The 16,239-nt window shown below is 59.4% G+C and carries 10 protein-coding genes, 3 tRNA genes and 3 rRNA genes; 11 read left to right on the top strand and 5 right to left on the bottom strand.

Annotated elements, in window-relative coordinates; translation table 11 throughout:
* Positions 1–41 precede the first annotated feature (41 nt).
* The 11 genes from hpf (at position 42) to N687_RS0109535 (ending at position 12,007) form a co-directional block, all read left to right on the top strand.
* Positions 42–593, top strand: a complete 552-nt coding sequence (gene hpf / locus N687_RS0109590; RefSeq protein WP_029421647.1) for a ribosome hibernation-promoting factor, HPF/YfiA family — start codon at positions 42–44, stop codon at positions 591–593.
* Between the two features lie 153 nt (positions 594–746).
* Positions 747–998 carry a hypothetical protein gene (locus N687_RS0109585; protein ID WP_029421646.1) on the top strand — a complete coding sequence of 84 codons (252 nt, stop codon included), beginning with the start codon at positions 747–749 and terminating at the stop codon, positions 996–998.
* Between the two features lie 385 nt (positions 999–1,383).
* Complete coding sequence (gene secA / locus N687_RS0109580; RefSeq protein ID WP_231493597.1) at positions 1,384–3,714, top strand: preprotein translocase subunit SecA; 2,331 nt, start codon at positions 1,384–1,386, stop codon at positions 3,712–3,714.
* 194 nt (positions 3,715–3,908) lie between these two features.
* A protein-coding gene (gene prfB / locus N687_RS0109570; RefSeq protein WP_419670155.1) for a peptide chain release factor 2 occupies positions 3,909–5,070 on the top strand; the annotation gives its coding sequence in 2 pieces (ribosomal slippage) (positions 3,909–3,980 and positions 3,982–5,070; 1,161 coding nt in all).
* 604 nt (positions 5,071–5,674) lie between these two features.
* A 16S ribosomal RNA gene (locus tag N687_RS0109565) occupies positions 5,675–7,227 on the top strand.
* A gap of 147 nt (positions 7,228–7,374) precedes the next feature.
* Positions 7,375–10,331: ribosomal RNA gene (locus N687_RS0109560) — 23S ribosomal RNA — on the top strand.
* Positions 10,332–10,381: 50 nt separating this feature from the next.
* Positions 10,382–10,498, top strand: a 5S ribosomal RNA gene (rrf, locus tag N687_RS0109555).
* The 16S, 23S and 5S rRNA genes sit together here, the layout of an rRNA operon.
* Before the next feature lie 334 nt (positions 10,499–10,832).
* The gene (locus N687_RS23855) at positions 10,833–10,970 is read left to right on the top strand and encodes a hypothetical protein (protein ID WP_156040098.1); all 138 of its coding nucleotides are present in this window, start codon (positions 10,833–10,835) and stop codon (positions 10,968–10,970) included.
* A gap of 736 nt (positions 10,971–11,706) precedes the next feature.
* Positions 11,707–11,781, top strand: a tRNA-Gly gene (locus tag N687_RS0109545).
* Between the two features lie 5 nt (positions 11,782–11,786).
* A tRNA-Ile gene (locus tag N687_RS0109540) sits at positions 11,787–11,862 on the top strand.
* 71 nt (positions 11,863–11,933) lie between these two features.
* A tRNA-Gly gene (locus N687_RS0109535) sits at positions 11,934–12,007 on the top strand.
* A gap of 243 nt (positions 12,008–12,250) precedes the next feature.
* Here the strand turns inward: N687_RS0109535 and N687_RS0109530 are convergent.
* From N687_RS0109530 to N687_RS0109510, 5 genes are all read right to left on the bottom strand, one after another.
* Positions 12,251–13,213 carry an LLM class oxidoreductase gene (locus N687_RS0109530; protein WP_029421642.1) on the bottom strand — a complete coding sequence of 321 codons (963 nt, stop codon included), beginning with the start codon at positions 13,211–13,213 and terminating at the stop codon, positions 12,251–12,253.
* Between the two features lie 106 nt (positions 13,214–13,319).
* Positions 13,320–13,646 carry an ArsR/SmtB family transcription factor gene (locus N687_RS0109525; RefSeq protein WP_029421641.1) on the bottom strand — a complete coding sequence of 109 codons (327 nt, stop codon included), beginning with the start codon at positions 13,644–13,646 and terminating at the stop codon, positions 13,320–13,322.
* 4 nt (positions 13,647–13,650) lie between these two features.
* Positions 13,651–14,334, bottom strand: a complete 684-nt coding sequence (locus N687_RS0109520; protein WP_156040097.1) for a TetR/AcrR family transcriptional regulator — start codon at positions 14,332–14,334, stop codon at positions 13,651–13,653.
* A 67-nt stretch (positions 14,335–14,401) separates the two neighbouring features.
* A complete protein-coding gene (locus N687_RS0109515) occupies positions 14,402–15,433 on the bottom strand; it encodes an ABC transporter permease (RefSeq protein WP_029421639.1) in 1,032 nt (343 codons plus the stop codon).
* Complete coding sequence (locus N687_RS0109510; protein ID WP_051663114.1) at positions 15,430–16,176, bottom strand: ABC transporter ATP-binding protein; 747 nt, start codon at positions 16,174–16,176, stop codon at positions 15,430–15,432. The genes N687_RS0109515 and N687_RS0109510 overlap by 4 nt, the downstream gene beginning before the upstream one ends.
* Between the last annotated feature and the right edge of the window lie 63 nt (positions 16,177–16,239).

The raw sequence follows: 16,239 nt of genomic DNA, 5'->3' as shown, positions 1-16,239 counted from the left end.
GGCGACGAACCGATTATACTGGGGCAAAGGGGGAGTATTTTATGAATATTCAAGTTCGCGGTGACCATTTGGACGTAACCCCGGCGATGCGCGAGTACGTCGAAAAGAAGGTCAGCCGACTCGAAAAGTTCTTCGATGCTCCACCTGAACGCGAGGTTTCAGTGACCATGTCGGTCGAGCGCGGTCTGCATCGGGTCGAGGTCATGCTGCAGGTTCACGGCGTGTTGTTCCGCGCGGAAGAAGCATCCAACGACATGTATGCCTCCATTGACCTCGTGGTCGACAAGCTGGAACAACAATTCAATAAATATAAGTCGAAGTTGAACAAGCGGTTCCGGGATCAAGGCGTGCGCACCCGGATCGCAGCGAACGGATGGATGTCGGACCGGACGGAGGAGGAAGAAGCGGGCCCCGCTGAGCGAGTGGTGCGCGTCAAGCGCTTCCCCATGAAGCCCATGGATGTCGAGGAAGCCGTGATGCAAATGAATCTCCTGGGCCACGACTTCTACGTCTTCACCAACGCCGCCACCGATGAGGTCAACGTCGTCTATCGCCGCAAGAACGGGAACTATGGATTGATTGAACCGCAGTGACCCCGGACGTGCATAGGGGTCCATCCGTCGGCCGCCCGGGACACTTCCCGGGCGGCCGCGTTTTACGCACGCCCGGCGTCCCAGTGGCATACGATGTAATACCGATGGGCGATTGCCCATGTGCACCAGGATCCGCGAAAGGGGCTGGCTCAAATGGTCGTGTTGGCGTGGATCGGCCAGATCCTCCTCTTTTTCATCGCGTGGAAGGCGCTGCATTGGGCAGTGGTCGGGGCGAAGCGGTGGCTGGGGCCGAGCCCGCTCATCCGGGAAGTGATCGTGAATGTGGTGCTGGCCGTCCTGCTGTTGATCATCCTGCACAGCGTCGGATCGGTGTGGTGGGCCATGCTGCTCATCGGCGCCATCATCGGGGTGGTCACCGGTCAGATGGCCTTGCGCGCCTCGTGACGCGGCGGGCTCAGCGGCGTTTCCCAGGGGGCGTTGCACGCGAACGATGTTTTGAAGATGCGAACAGGTCGTCGAATGGACCGGCGCCACTCGGGAGAGTGGCGCTCTTTCATGGTGCGCCCGGCATGGGGCGTCCTGATGCGCCTGTGCACCGATGGTTTCATTTGGAGGATGCTTCCTCTCCGCCTTCGCGGTGTTGTGATATCCACCCCCGGATTGTACAATGTTCTTTTAGAAGACTTCGCCGGGTGTGGTATACCCGGGTTGGACCATACAGGAGAACTGTGGGCCACCGGCCCATGGATTGAAAGGGCGTGACCTTCAGGTGGCACTCCTGAAACGGCTTGTGGATCGAAACGAACGCGAGGTGTACCGGCTGCGCAAGATGGTGGCGCGCATCAATGCGCTGGAGCCGGAGATGCAGAAGCTCTCGGATGAGCAATTGCGCGCCAAGACGGCGGAGTTCCGCGAACGTTTGGCCAACGGGGAGAAACTCGACAACCTGTTGTTCGAGGCTTTCGCGGTGGTGCGCGAGGCGTCCCGACGGGTGATCGGCCAGCGGCACTTCGACGTGCAGTTGATGGGCGGCATCGTCCTGCATGAAGGGCGGATCGCCGAGATGAAGACCGGCGAGGGCAAGACGCTCGTCGCCACCTTGCCTTCTTATCTGAACGCGCTCGCCGGCAAAGGCGTTCACGTCGTCACCGTCAACGACTACCTGGCCCGCCGCGACGCCGAGAACATGGGGCGTATTCACCAGTTTCTCGGCCTGACGGTCGGACTGAACATCCCGGGGATGGACTTCAACCAGAAGAAGGCGGCGTACAACGCCGACATCACTTACGGGACCAACAACGAGTTCGGGTTCGACTACCTGCGCGACAACATGGTGATGTCCCTCGATCAGATGGTGCAGCGCAAACTCCACTACGCCATCGTCGACGAGGTGGACAGCATCCTGATTGACGAGGCGCGCACCCCGCTCATCATCTCCGGTCCCGCGGAGAAGTCGGCCGATCTGTACTTCCGCGCCGACCTGTTCGTCCGCTCCCTGACCGAGGGCGACTACGAGGTCGACGAGAAGATGCGCACCGTCAACCTGACGGAAGACAGCGGCGTGCAGAAAGCGGAGCGGTTCTTCGGTGTGGACAACTTGTTCGATCCCGAGCACGTCCAGCTGATGCACCACATCACCCAGGCCCTGAAGGCGCATCACCTGATGAAGCGCGACAAGGACTACGTGGTGCGCGGCGACGAGGTCGTCATCGTCGATGAGTTCACCGGCCGCTTGATGGAAGGCCGGCGCTACAGCGAGGGCCTGCACCAGGCCATCGAGGCCAAGGAGGGCGTCCGGGTCCAGAACGAAACCAAAACGCTCGCCACCATCACGCTGCAGAACTACTTCCGCATGTACGAGAAACTGTCCGGCATGACCGGCACCGCGAAGACGGAGGAGAAGGAGTTCGTCGAGATCTACGGCATGGACGTGGTCGTCATCCCGACCAACAAGCCGATGATCCGCAAGGACCTGCCCGACATCATCTACAAGACGGAGCGGGCGAAGTTCAACGCGGTGGTCGAGGAGATCGTGCGCCGTCACCAGACGGGCCAACCGGTGCTGGTCGGGACGACGTCCATCGAGAAGTCGGAGATCCTCTCCAACCTCCTGCGCCGCCGCGGCGTCATGCACCAGGTGCTCAACGCCAAGCACCACGAGCGCGAGGCGGAGATCGTGGCGCGCGCCGGCCAGCCCCACGCGGTGACCATCGCCACCAACATGGCCGGCCGCGGAACGGACATCCTGCTCGGCGAGGGTGTGGCGGAACTGGGCGGACTGCACATCATCGGCACCGAGCGGCATGAGAGCCGGCGGATCGACAATCAGCTGCGCGGGCGCGCCGGGCGTCAGGGAGACCCGGGATCGTCGCAATTCTTCCTGTCGCTCGAGGACGACCTGTTGCGCCTGTTCGGGTCGGAGAACATCTCACGTATGATGGACCGCCTGGGCCTCGAGGAGGACCAGCCGATTGACGCGAAGATGCTCACCGGCGCCATCGAGCGGGCACAGAAGAAGGTCGAGGCGAACAACTACGACATCCGCAAGCACGTGCTGCGCTACGACGACGTGATGAACAAGCAGCGCGAGGTGATCTACCGCCAGCGGCGGCAGATCCTCGAGCAGGAGAATCTGCGAGACATCGTCGAGGGTATGGGCAAGGACCTCATCGATCACATGCTCGACGTGTACTGCTCGGAGGAGCAGGTTCCGGAGGACTGGGACATCCCGGCGATGATCTCGTACGCCGAGCGGCACTTCCTCAACCCGGGCCAGGTGACGGAGGAGGAGTTACGCCGGCTCGATCGCGACGAACTGCGGGATCGACTGTATGAATTGCTGTCCGCCAACTACGATCGGCGCGAGGAGGAGCTGGGTCCCTTCCTGCGCGACCTGGAGCGGGTGGTCGTGCTCCGCACGGTGGACTCCAAGTGGATGGATCACATCGACGCGATGGACCAGTTCCGCCAAGGGGTGCACCTGCGTTCCTACGGCCAGGCGGATCCGCTGGTCATCTACCAGAAGGAAGGCTTCGAGATGTTCGAGGCGATGATCCACAGCATCGAGGAAGAGGTCATCCTGTACGTGTTCAAGGCGACGGTGACGATGGCTCCGACCCCGGTGCAGATCCACGACTCGGTGCCGGTGCAGGGGGGCTGACCGGGTTCGCAGCGTCGTTCGGGGATCGATCCCGCGGCATCCTTCCGGGGCCCGCCTGGCGCTCGTCCGGGCCCCGTCCAGGTCTGGTCATCCAGGAGGGGCTCCCGGTCTGGCTGCCGTTGCGCGCCTGCACCGGCTGGGATATCATGTAGTCTCGACGCCGGCGGATGGCTGGCGATGGATGGAATGAGGTGATGGTCGTGGCGGAGACGTTCGGAGAGCTTCGCGCGGAAGTGCAGAGTATGGCCAAGCGATTGGCGGAAATCGGGAGGTCTCTTTGACGTAGCGGGCAAATCGTCCCGCATCGCTGCACTAGAGGAGAAGATGGCCGCTCCCGGGTTTTGGGATGACCAGTCGGCGGCGCAGAAGGTGATCGCCGAGGTCAACAACCTGCGCAGCGTGGTCGATCGGATGAATGAGCTGCAGCAACGCCAAGAGGACCTGGAGGTGGCGCTGGAGCTGGCGGCCGAGGAGGACGATCAGGACCTCTTCGCCGAGGCAAACCAACTGGCCGCCCAGCAGCAGGAGGCCATTGAGAAGTTCGAATTGGAGCTCATGCTCAACGGGCCGTATGACGCCAACAACGCCATTGTCGAGTTGCACCCCGGGGCGGGGGGCACCGAGTCCCAGGACTGGGCGGCCATCCTGTTGCGGATGTACACCCGCTGGGCGGAGGACAAGGGCTTCAAGGTGGAGACGGTCGATTACCTGCCGGGTGACGAGGCGGGCATCAAGAGCGTGACATTGCTGATCAAGGGTCATAACGCGTACGGGTATCTCAAGGCGGAGAAGGGCGTGCATCGGCTGGTGCGCATCTCGCCGTTCGATGCTTCGGGCCGCCGGCACACGTCGTTCGCCTCGGTGGACGTGATCCCGGAGATCAACGACGACGTCGAGGTGGATATCCGGCCGGAGGACCTGCGGATCGACGTGTTCCGCTCGTCGGGTGCGGGCGGCCAGCACGTCAATACGACCGACTCGGCGGTGCGCATTACCCACCTGCCCACAGGCATCGTGGTGACGTGCCAGAGCGAGCGATCCCAGATCCAGAACCGCCAGGTGGCGATGAACCTGTTGAAGGCGCGGTTGTACGAGAAGAAGCGCCAGGAGCAGGAGGCTCAGTTGGCGAGCCTGCGCGGCGAACAGAAGGAGATCGCCTGGGGCAGCCAGATTCGGTCGTACGTGTTTCACCCGTACTCGCTGGTCAAAGACCACCGCACTGGGTACGAGGTCGGCAATGTCCAGGCCGTGGTGGACGGGAACCTGGACGGATTCATCGACGCGTACCTGCGCTGGCAGCTGGCCTTGCAGCAGGGCAAGGCGGTGGCGCAGAGCCAGGCCGATCTGGACGTGTAAGGACAGGGCTGTGTGAGGATCAGAACGAGTGAGGACAGGGCCGTATGAGGACAGCGGCCTGGGCCAGGGATGTGCTGAGAATCTGGACGTGCTTTCGAGATTTTGTGGACCGTCATCCGACGGTCCTTTTTGTTTTTGGGCACAATGAAACCGCAGGAGAGAAACCGCCACGGAAGCTTACGTCAGACCGACAGTTCGGTCATCCGGTGAAATGCCGCAGTCCGCACTTCGTAACGACTTGGGATTCCTGATTTTTACCTGTTGATCTCACGGCGTGGGCGTGGTATATTACTCGACGTCGCTGCTGCGACGGCTGTGGCGTCGGCACCGTTGCTGGCGGCATGGCTGCGACGGCCACGGCGCCGGTCAGGCGATCGGGTGCCGTACGGCGGAACCATCCAGAGAGGGTCATCCGAGTGGAAGCCTTCCAGAGAAGGCTGCCCAAGCGAAGGTCCTCCAAAAACCCCCACTTTCCATCGAGGATGCGGTGTGGTAAGATGGATGGCGCCGCTGAGAGCGGCGAAGTGAGAAAGCGACTGGTTCCTTGAAAACTGAACACGCCATGAGAGCGAACGTACGAAGTGATTCGCGAGAATCACAGGATAGGTTTGAGAGTTTGATCCTGGCTCAGGACGAACGCTGGCGGCGTGCCTAATACATGCAAGTCGAGCGGGTTTCAAGGGGCTTGCTCCTTGGAACCAGCGGCGGACGGGTGAGTAACACGTGGGCAATCTGCCTGTCAGACCGGAATAACGCCTGGAAACGGGTGCTAATGCCGGATAGAGCAATGGGCAGGCATCTGCCTGTTGGGAAAGGCGCAACTGCGCTGCTGACAGAGGAGCCCGCGGCGCATTAGCTAGTTGGCGGGGTAACGGCCCACCAAGGCGACGATGCGTAGCCGACCTGAGAGGGTGACCGGCCACACTGGGACTGAGACACGGCCCAGACTCCTACGGGAGGCAGCAGTAGGGAATCTTCCGCAATGGGCGCAAGCCTGACGGAGCAACGCCGCGTGAGCGAAGAAGGCCTTCGGGTTGTAAAGCTCAGTCACCCGGGAAGAGCGACCTGCGGAGTGGAAAGCCGCAGGGGAGACGGTACCGGGAGAGGAAGCCCCGGCAAACTACGTGCCAGCAGCCGCGGTAATACGTAGGGGGCGAGCGTTGTCCGGAATCACTGGGCGTAAAGCGTGCGTAGGCGGTCAAGCAAGTCCGGGGTGAAAGACCGAGGCTCAACCTCGGGGTGGCCTTGGAAACTGTTTGACTTGAGTGCTGGAGAGGCAAGGGGAATTCCACGTGTAGCGGTGAAATGCGTAGATATGTGGAGGAATACCAGTGGCGAAGGCGCCTTGCTGGACAGTGACTGACGCTGAGGCACGAAAGCGTGGGGAGCAAACAGGATTAGATACCCTGGTAGTCCACGCCGTAAACGATGAGTGCTAGGTGTTGGGGGGGTTACCCTTCAGTGCCGAAGGAAACCCAATAAGCACTCCGCCTGGGGAGTACGGTCGCAAGACTGAAACTCAAAGGAATTGACGGGGGCCCGCACAAGCAGTGGAGCATGTGGTTTAATTCGAAGCAACGCGAAGAACCTTACCAGGGCTTGACATCCCCCTGACAGCGCTAGAGATAGCGCCTCCCTTCGGGGCAGGGGAGACAGGTGGTGCATGGTTGTCGTCAGCTCGTGTCGTGAGATGTTGGGTTAAGTCCCGCAACGAGCGCAACCCTTGACCTGTGTTACCAGCGCGTAAAGGCGGGGACTCACAGGTGACTGCCGGCGTAAGTCGGAGGAAGGTGGGGATGACGTCAAATCATCATGCCCTTTATGTCCTGGGCTACACACGTGCTACAATGGGCGGTACAACGGGAGGCGAGGCCGCGAGGCGGAGCAAAACCCTGAAAGCCGCCCCCAGTTCGGATTGCAGGCTGCAACTCGCCTGCATGAAGCCGGAATTGCTAGTAATCGCGGATCAGCATGCCGCGGTGAATACGTTCCCGGGCCTTGTACACACCGCCCGTCACACCACGAGAGTCGGCAACACCCGAAGTCGGTGAGGTAACCCTCGCAAGAGGGAGCCAGCCGCCGAAGGTGGGGCTGATGATTGGGGTGAAGTCGTAACAAGGTAGCCGTATCGGAAGGTGCGGCTGGATCACCTCCTTTCTACGGAGCAAGGAGCTCTCAGGCGTGTTCGGTTTTGAGGGGGCGAGACCCGTGGGAGACCATGGGGGGTAGCTTTCTCGATGTACCTTGGAAACTGGATACCGAGAGACGCTTCTGACGTGGAAACGTCAGGGGTGACCTGCGACAGGTGAAGATAGGAAGGGCGCACGGTGGATGCCTAGGCGCCAGGAGCCGATGAAGGACGGGGCGAACGCCGATACGCCACGGGGAGCTGTAAGCGAGCGTCGATCCGTGGATGTCCGAATGGGGGAACCCACCGGCCGTCATGGGCCGGTACCTTGCACTGAATGCATAGGTGCAAGGGGGCAACCGGGGGAACTGAAACATCTCAGTACCCCGAGGAGAAGAAAACAAGCGTGATTCCGCAAGTAGTGGCGAGCGAACGCGGAGGAGCCCAAACCAGCGCGGTGTGAGAGGTTGCAGCCGTTGCCGCGTTGGGGTAGCGGGGCATACAGGCAAGCCGCTGCAACGGCTTGACGGAGTGAGAAACTGCATGGGTAGCCGAACGGCATGGGAAGGCCGGTCGTAGAGGGTGAGAACCCCGTAGGCGAAACCGATGCAGCTCCGGAGTATGACCCCAAGTACCGCGGGACACGAGGAACCCCGTGGGAATCTGGGAGGACCACCTTCCAAGGCTAAATACTCCCTGGCGACCGATAGTGGAGAGTACCGTGAGGGAAAGGTGAAAAGTACCGCGGGAGCGGAGTGAAAGAGAACCTGAAACCGTGTGCCTACAATCAGTCGGAGCACGCGTTGGCGTGTGACGGCGTGCCTTTTGTAGAATGAACCGGCGAGTGATGTTAGCGGGCGAGGTTAAGGCGAAAAGCCGGAGCCGAAGCGAAAGCGAGTCTGAAAAGGGCGCAAGTCCGCTGACATGGACCCGAAACCGGGTGATCTACCCCTGGCCAGGGTGAAGTGCGGGTAACACCGCATGGAGGCCCGAACCCACCGGCGTTGAAAAGCCGGGGGATGAGCTGGGGGTAGGGGAGAAATTCCAATCGAACTCGGAGATAGCTGGTTCTCCCCGAAATAGCTTTAGGGCTAGCGTCAAGTGGACAGAGGCGGAGGTAGAGCACTGATTGGGTGCGGGGCCCGGCCAGGGTTACCAAGCTCAGTCAAACTCCGAATGCCGCTTTGTGGGTGCTTGGCAGTCAGACTACGAGTGCTAAGATCCGTGGTCGAGAGGGGAACAGCCCAGACCAACAGCTAAGGTCCCGAAGTGCCAGTTGAGTGGGGAACGATGTGGCGGTGCACAGACAACCAGGATGTTGGCTTAGAAGCAGCCATCATTTAAAGAGTGCGTAATAGCTCACTGGTCGAGTGTCGCTGCGCGGAAAATGTAACGGGGCTAAACTGGCCACCGAAGCTTTGGATACGGAGACGTATGGTAGGGGAGCGTTCCGCTTGCGGGGAAGGTGAGCTGTGAGGCGAGCTGGAGCGAGCGGAAGAGAGAATGCCGGTATAAGTAGCGAAAAGACAGGTGAGAATCCTGTCCGCCGAAAGCCCAAGGGTTCCTGGGGAAGGATCGTCCGCCCAGGGTAAGTCGGGACCTAAGGCGAGGCCGAAAGGCGTAGTCGAAGGAGAACTGGTGGAAATTCCAGTACCACCTTGGCACGCTTGAGCGAAGGGGTGACGCAGGAGGCTCAGGGGAGCGGCCGGATGGAAGAGGCCGTCCAAGCAGCGAGCGGGGTGTGCAGGCAAATCCGCACACTGGTAACCGTGAGCTGTGATGGGGAGGGAAGGAAAGTACCGAAGCCCTGGGAGTCACACTGCCGAGAAAAGCCTCTAGCGAGTGACAAGGTGCCCGTACCGGAAACCGACACAGGTGGGCGCGTGGAGAACACGGAGGCGCGCGGGAGAACTCTCGTTAAGGAACTCGGCAAAATGGCCCCGTAACTTCGGGAGAAGGGGCGCTCTGTGAGAGCAGAGCCGCAGTGAAAAGGCCCAAGCGACTGTTTAGCAAAAACACAGGTCTCTGCGAAGCCGAAAGGCGACGTATAGGGGCTGACGCCTGCCCGGTGCTGGAAGGTTAAGAGGAGGGCTTAGGGAGAGATCCCGAAGGTCCGAATTGAAGCCCCAGTAAACGGCGGCCGTAACTATAACGGTCCTAAGGTAGCGAAATTCCTTGTCGGGTAAGTTCCGACCCGCACGAATGGCGTAACGACTTGGGCGCTGTCTCAACGAGAGACCCGGTGAAATTGTAATACCTGTGAAGATGCAGGTTACCCGCGGCTAGACGGAAAGACCCCGTGGAGCTTTACTGCAGCTTGATATTGGAGATGGGTATGTCATGTACAGGATAGGTGGGAGGCAGAGAAGTGTGGGCGCCAGCCTGCATGGAGCCGGCGTTGGGATACCACCCTTGAGATACCTGTTTTCTAACCTGATACCGTGGAGCCGGTATGGGGACAGTGTCAGGCGGGCAGTTTGACTGGGGCGGTCGCCTCCTAAAGGGTAACGGAGGCGCCCAAAGGTTCCCTCAGCGCGGATGGAAATCGCGCGGAGAGTGTAAAGGCAGAAGGGAGCTTGACTGCGAGACGGACAGGTCGAGCAGGGACGAAAGTCGGGCTTAGTGACCCGGTGGTTCTGAGTGGAAGGGCCATCGCTCAACGGATAAAAGCTACCCCGGGGATAACAGGCTGATCTCCCCCAAGAGTCCACATCGACGGGGAGGTTTGGCACCTCGATGTCGGCTCATCGCATCCTGGGGCTGAAGTCGGTCCCAAGGGTTGGGCTGTTCGCCCATTAAAGCGGTACGCGAGCTGGGTTCAGAACGTCGTGAGACAGTTCGGTCCCTATCTGCCGCGGGCGCAGGATACGTGAGAGGGGTCGTCCTTAGTACGAGAGGACCGGGACGAACCGACCGCTGGTGTCCCAGTTGTTCCGCCAGGAGCACCGCTGGGTAGCCAAGTCGGGGAAGGATAAGCGCTGAAAGCATCTAAGCGCGAAGCCAGCCTCAAGATAACGTATCCCATCCCGAAAGGGAGTAAGACCCCTTGAAGAAGACGAGGTAGATCGGTCCGGTGTGGAAGCGTGGTGACACGTGGAGCAGACGGATACGAATCGGTCGAGGGCTTCACCAGAAGCAGGGAAACTCGGTATCTGGTTTCGAGGGTGCAAGGACACCCTGAAGTCTGGTGGTCATAGCGGAGGGGAAACACGCGTACCCATCCCGAACACGACCGTTAAGCCCTCCAGCGCCGATGATACTCGGGGCGGGAGCCCCTGGGAAAGTAGGACGTCGCCAGGCGAGAGGAGAAGGCCCGGAATGCACGGAAGGTGCAGGCCGGGCCTTTTGCTGTGTGGTGTGCGGCAGGCGTTGGCTTGTCGTGGGCAGACCGCCCATGCGGTGAGCTGTAACAAAGGAATTGCACTTATATGGCACCCGAGTCTGGAATGGATACCAACGGTTTCGCATTTATTCGCGGGCCTTGGGGCCGTGATAGTGACTGTTTTGCACGTAAGCGGGCGGACGGGGAGTGGGGATGGAGCGGATAACGCAACGAAACCACCTTATGGTGTCGGCGGGGGTCCGAGTTAAGTCCGAAACGTCCACTATCATGCCGGGTCCCCAGGGGATTAAGGTGGAAATCGTTTTTACCCACCAGCGCCACCGGCGCGGTCGGAGTGCCATGGTCTTGGAGACACCGGAGACACCGGAGACACCGGAGACACCGGAGACACCGGGTACCGACCAGCGCTGTCTGCGCACCGCTCCGTGAACCCACCGCCCCGTCTATGCGTCTACCTGTGAGCCGTCCACCCATCGCGTCCATTCGTGGACCGGTCCACCCGAGCGAGGTCCGGCTTTTTTCCAGTATATCGATGGAACCGTTCGGTGGGACTTTCAGCAGGTTCAACCGATGAAGGTAGCGCCCGCCTGCCGTCGCAGACTGGATTCACCGCGGAATCCGGAAGAGAATGGGCAACAGGTTTTTTCAGTCCAGTCGCTATTTTGACACCTATCGACACACGGAGCGTGATAAGTTAGTACCTGTGCGCCGACGGGAGCACAAGGCTGAAGGGGATGAGGGGTTGCAGGATTATCGCGAACAACCATTCCGGAGCCCGTGCATTTGGTGTATCGTGTGTAAGGCGCTGAGATCGTCCGATGGTGCGGTGCGCGTCATGAGGACTGCCTTCCACGTCTGTCGCGACGGCATCTACCCGTACGGCGTGTGTAACCGGCATCTGGGAACCGCACAGGATAGGGGGGACTAAGGTGAGTCCCCCGTGATGTTTGTCCAGGCCGCCGGCATGCGGCAGACTTAAGGTGCTGGAATGGGTCTTTAATGGGTCGTCGCTCGAAAGTGCGGATCTTTCGTGCGTGCGGACAGGTGCCTTACACCGCTGTGTGCTGATGAGGCAACGGCGTGGAGGCTTGGAAAGATTTTCACGTTGCCCGAACCGGGTATCCGTGGTACACTAATATGTGCTCGGACGTCATTGGGCAAGTGTGCGGTAGTGGCTCAGGGGTAGAGCACCGCCTTGCCAAGGCGGGGGTCGCGGGTTCAAATCCCGTCTACCGCTCCAGAATTGGGCCCATAGCTCAATGGTCAGAGCGGCCGGCTCATAACCGGTTGGTTCTAGGTTCGAGTCCTAGTGGGCCCACCACGGTTTTCGCGTGGGACTCGGCCGTGCAGAGCCGGCGGATCCAGGCCTGGATTCGTCACGATTCAAACCATGCGGGTGTAGTTCAGTGGTAGAACTCCAGCCTTCCAAGCTGGCCGCGGGGGTTCGATTCCCCTCACCCGCTCCATGAAAAGGCGAGAGACCATCCTGAGTAAGGATGGTCCTTTTTGTTTTGAATGTGCCTTCATTGCAAAGAGTGGTGGAATGGCCACAGCGCACAGTCAAACGGCGAGAATCTTCTCGCTCGGCCAACGGAATCGCGAACAGGAAGTTCCGCCGCGCGCCTTCACCGCACAGGAGCTCGGAAGGAACACAGGAGTCCGGAAGGAAGCAGCATATTTGAACCGCCCCTTCCGGCGCCGTTGTTGGATCACTTCAGCAGCGGCAATATCTCCTCGCCGATTTCCTCCAATACTTCGTCCGCAGGGCGTTGACCGTACTTGAAATTGAAGATGACGTGGTTCACGCCGATCTGCTCCAGTCCTTTCAAATAGGCCAGCATGGCCGTGCGGCCGCCGCGGAATCCGAGGTGGATCGGTTCTGGCGGAAAATCGGGATCCTCTGTGAGATCGACATAAAACGACTGAACCATCGGCTTGAATTGGCCCGGAGCCGCTTGCGCCAATGCCTCCTGCCACCGGCTGGCGATCTGAGATTGCACAGAAAGCGGCCGCGGATACGTGATCCAACCGTCTGCTTCCCTGGCGATCCAATCCAGGCTCTGCTGGCTGTGTCCAGTGACCAGAATGGGAATCCGCCCGGACGGCTTCGGAACCAAGTCGGCGTCCTGCAGGTGACCGTAATACTGAGAGGAGAGAACAGGGAACTCCCTGGACCAGGCCTCGCGTAATATCCGCAGATTGTCCCTGAATCGTTCACCACGCTCGTCGAAAGGCACCCCGAAGGCGGGAAACTCCACCATTCGATCGCCAGAACCGACGCCCAGCACCAATCGCCCGCTGGACAGTTGATCCACGGATGCCGCAGCCTTCGCGGTGTGCAAGGGGTGGCGCAGCGTCAACACGATCGAGCCAGTGGCCAAAGCAATCTCCCGAGTGTGCGCCGCGATCCAGCCGAGGTAAACCCATGGATCGAACACTTGGCCCACATCTCCGAAATTGGGATCGCGCAACGGTACGTCCCGCACCCACAGGGCTGCGAACCCGAGTTCCTCCGCGCGACGGGCAAGCCGTTCTTGATTCTGCATCGTCGGCTCGTCGCCGGGAAAGGCTTCGATGGGGAAGAAGACGCCGAGCGTGAGTTTCTTCGGAGAAAACATGTGGCGGTATCCCCGGCTTTCTGTCACGTGCGAAGAGATCGGCGGATGGAACATCAGTCACTCCCCCTTGGAATGCTGCTGACCGAATTTAAAATTCGAGATATATCGATATATGGACCACGAAAACCGATCTACCCCAAACGCTTCTAAGCCGCCTCCACTAAGACGAATCGGGTTTCCCTGAACCGATTGCCCGCTCCAATTCGTCAAGAAACCGGCGAATGCCCTCTTCATCCCGGCGGTAATAGGTCCACTGGCCCACCCTTTTGGATTGTACGAGTCCTGCACGCTGCAGATCCGTTAAGTACTGGGATACGGTGGACTGGGAGAGATCCGCCCGTCTTTGGATCACGCTGACACAAACGCCGTCGTTGTCCAAATCACCCACCTGTTGGTCGGCAAAGTAGCGGTGCGGTTCTCTGAGCCAGTTCAGGATCTGCAGGCGGACCGGATTTGCCAACGCCTTTAATGCCAACATCAGGTCCATGCCATCAATGTATCGATAATGATCGATTTGAGCAAGGGCTCAACCCGTGCATGATAAAATTGACCACACGCTCAATCTCTTCATCATCGTTCCAGTCGTATTCCGGAAAAAGAAAGCATCGCGTCAGAATGTAGCCAAGGACGGCCGACGCGCTCATTCTCACGACCGCGAACGGGGGCATCTCAATGATTTCCCCCCGAGCCTGAAAATGCGTGATGATGCGCCTGAGTCGTTCGGCGACCTGAGGGAAGAGCTCCTCCTTGAATTTATTTCGCAACTCGGGATGAAACGGGATCTCGTGCAGCATGATCTTCACAATCGGCGCATTCTTCTTCACAAACTCAAGCCTGTTGCGCATGGCGGCGCGCAAGAAGTCCTCGAAGTGTTGGTATTCCGTGTCCAGCACCTTAACAAAGTCCCTGAGCACGAACGGTGCCACCAGTTTTGACATCATCGGCGTGACAATCGACAAGAGGAGGTCTTTCTTTGTCTTGTAGTGACGAAAGATGGTGCCCTCCGCCACGCCGGCTTTCTGTGCGATCTCGGCCGTGGACGTCGACGCGTACCCCTTTTCCGCAAAGGCGTCCACGGCGGCCTGAATGATTCGAATCTGCTTTTCGGTCATCTTCTCGTCTTCATCGATGAGACGGAGAAGTGAGGACAGCCACTGTTCCATCTCGTCGGTCATGTTGTCCACTCCCAAGAACGGTCCATTGTGGGCGAGAAGACTATTCGCGCAACCACGGACGAACCCGCTACACCTTCCGATACTTGCGCAGCGTCAACACATTCAGCACCATGAAAACGATGGAGAACCCGAGAAGCACAGCCAAATCCACCGCGATGTCGCCAAACGACTTGCCACGAATCATGACGTTTCGCATGGCGTCCGCGCCGTAGTAGAGGGGCATGATCTTGCTCAGCCAGCGGAGCCACGTCGCCATCGTGTCGATGTTGAACAGTCCCGAGAAGAACACCTGCGGTACGATGACGAGCGGGATGAACTGCATCATCTGAAACTCCGAGTTGGCAAAGGACGACAAGAAGATCCCCAGCGTGAGTGCGGTGATGGAAAGCAGCAAAGTGACCAATAACAGATGGATGAGCATCCCCTTCATCATCATGCCCAATACGTCCACACAGTACCAGGCGATCAGAATGGATTGAATGGTTGTGAAGAGACCAAAACCGATGACATACCCTGCGACGATCTCCCAGCGTTTAATGGGCGTAGCAACGAGGCGCTCGAGGGTGCCTGTCGTGCGTTCCTTCAGGAACGAGATCCCGGCCACCAAAAATACGAAGAAAAAGGCGAAGAACCCGATGAGGACTGGGCCAAAGTTGTCGAAGGAGGACATGTCGGCCGATCCGTACAGATACGAGATCTTCGGCTGGACATACCCGGCCGGCCCTCCCGGAGAACTCTGTGCGATCCGCTGCAGGTCAAGCAGAATGGCCTTGTTCTTGGACGGATCGCTCCCTTCCAAAACAATTTCCGGCGTTCCGTTCTGAATACTGATGTAGGCATCGATGGTCTGCGTCTTCAGGGCATCGAGTGCGCTGGTCGTTGAGGCATATGGAATCAGGTTTACGTCCTCCTGTGACAGGCGTTGCGTGATCGATGCGGGGACGTCGACAATGCCGATTTTCGGCTTATAGGGGCTTCCGTTGAAGACGAGAGATACCAGTGTAAGGATCAGGATGGGTGCCACCAGCATGAGCATCAAGGTGCGCTTATCGTGCAGAAATTGACGCCATATCCGGACAGCCAGGGCGCGAATCCTCATCTGCGGCCACCTCCAAAGGCGAGGAATGCTTCTTCGATTGTCGTGGAATGGGTGTGCGCCTTGAGTTCGTCTGGCGTCCCAACGGCAAGGAGCCGTCCATCGCGAAGCATGCCCAAACGATCACATTTCTCCGCCTCGTCCATCACATGGGTCGTCACAAGGATGGTGGTTCCGGCCTTGCTCATGGCTCGCAATTCGTTCCAGATGGACGCGCGAAGAGCGGGATCGATCCCGACGGTCGGCTCATCCAAAATCAGCACGTGTGGCCGATGCAGCAGCGCGATGGCGAGGGAAAGCCGTCGTTTCATCCCGCCCGAGTAAGCGGATACCAGCTTCTTCATGGAATCGGTGAGGTTGACGAGTTCCATGACTTCCTCGATTCTGCGTTTTCTCTGTTTGTTCGGCAGGCCAAACAAGGATGCGAAAAAGTCCAGATTCTCTTTCGCGGTCAGTTCCGTATACAGGGCGTCCGATTGAGCCATGTATCCGATTTTCCCCAGCATGTCGAGCCGTGGCATCTTGACGCCGCCGACGACGACGGTCCCTCTGGTCGCTTTATCGATTCCGGCGATGAGCTTGACGAGTGTGGTCTTTCCAGATCCGCTGGGGCCCAACAGTCCGAATACCTCCGCCGGTTCGACCTCAAGGCTGACGTCCTGCAACACCAGTTTCTTGCCAAACCTACGATCCACGTGGCTGACCTGGATTCCCCATTCCCCTGTGCGATCCGCCTGGCCGAGCATGCCATCCACTCCCTGAAGTGAGTAATCACTCACATCCATCTATACCGCAGACATGTGGTTTTT

Origin of the sequence: Alicyclobacillus macrosporangiidus CPP55 (assembly GCF_000702485.1) — a bacterium.
GTDB classification, from domain to species: domain Bacteria; phylum Bacillota; class Bacilli; order Alicyclobacillales; family Alicyclobacillaceae; genus Alicyclobacillus_H; species Alicyclobacillus_H macrosporangiidus_B.
Note: the sequence above shows the minus strand (reverse complement) of the source record. Positions and strands in the feature narration are given on the sequence as shown.

Excerpts from the sequence above, each read along its gene's own strand:
- secA (WP_231493597.1), top strand. The coding sequence starts at position 1,384 with ATGGTGGCGCGCATCAATGCGCTGGAGCCGGAGATGCAGAAGCTCTCG.
- N687_RS0109525 (WP_029421641.1), bottom strand. The coding sequence starts at position 13,646 with ATGGACCTGATGTTGGCATTAAAGGCGTTGGCAAATCCGGTCCGCCTG.
- N687_RS0109530 (WP_029421642.1), bottom strand. The coding sequence starts at position 13,213 with ATGTTCCATCCGCCGATCTCTTCGCACGTGACAGAAAGCCGGGGATAC.
- N687_RS0109585 (WP_029421646.1), top strand. The coding sequence starts at position 747 with ATGGTCGTGTTGGCGTGGATCGGCCAGATCCTCCTCTTTTTCATCGCG.
- N687_RS0109520 (WP_156040097.1), bottom strand. The coding sequence starts at position 14,334 with ATGACCGACGAGATGGAACAGTGGCTGTCCTCACTTCTCCGTCTCATC.
- N687_RS0109515 (WP_029421639.1), bottom strand. The coding sequence starts at position 15,433 with ATGAGGATTCGCGCCCTGGCTGTCCGGATATGGCGTCAATTTCTGCAC.
- hpf (WP_029421647.1), top strand. The coding sequence starts at position 42 with ATGAATATTCAAGTTCGCGGTGACCATTTGGACGTAACCCCGGCGATG.
- N687_RS0109510 (WP_051663114.1), bottom strand. The coding sequence starts at position 16,176 with ATGCTCGGCCAGGCGGATCGCACAGGGGAATGGGGAATCCAGGTCAGC.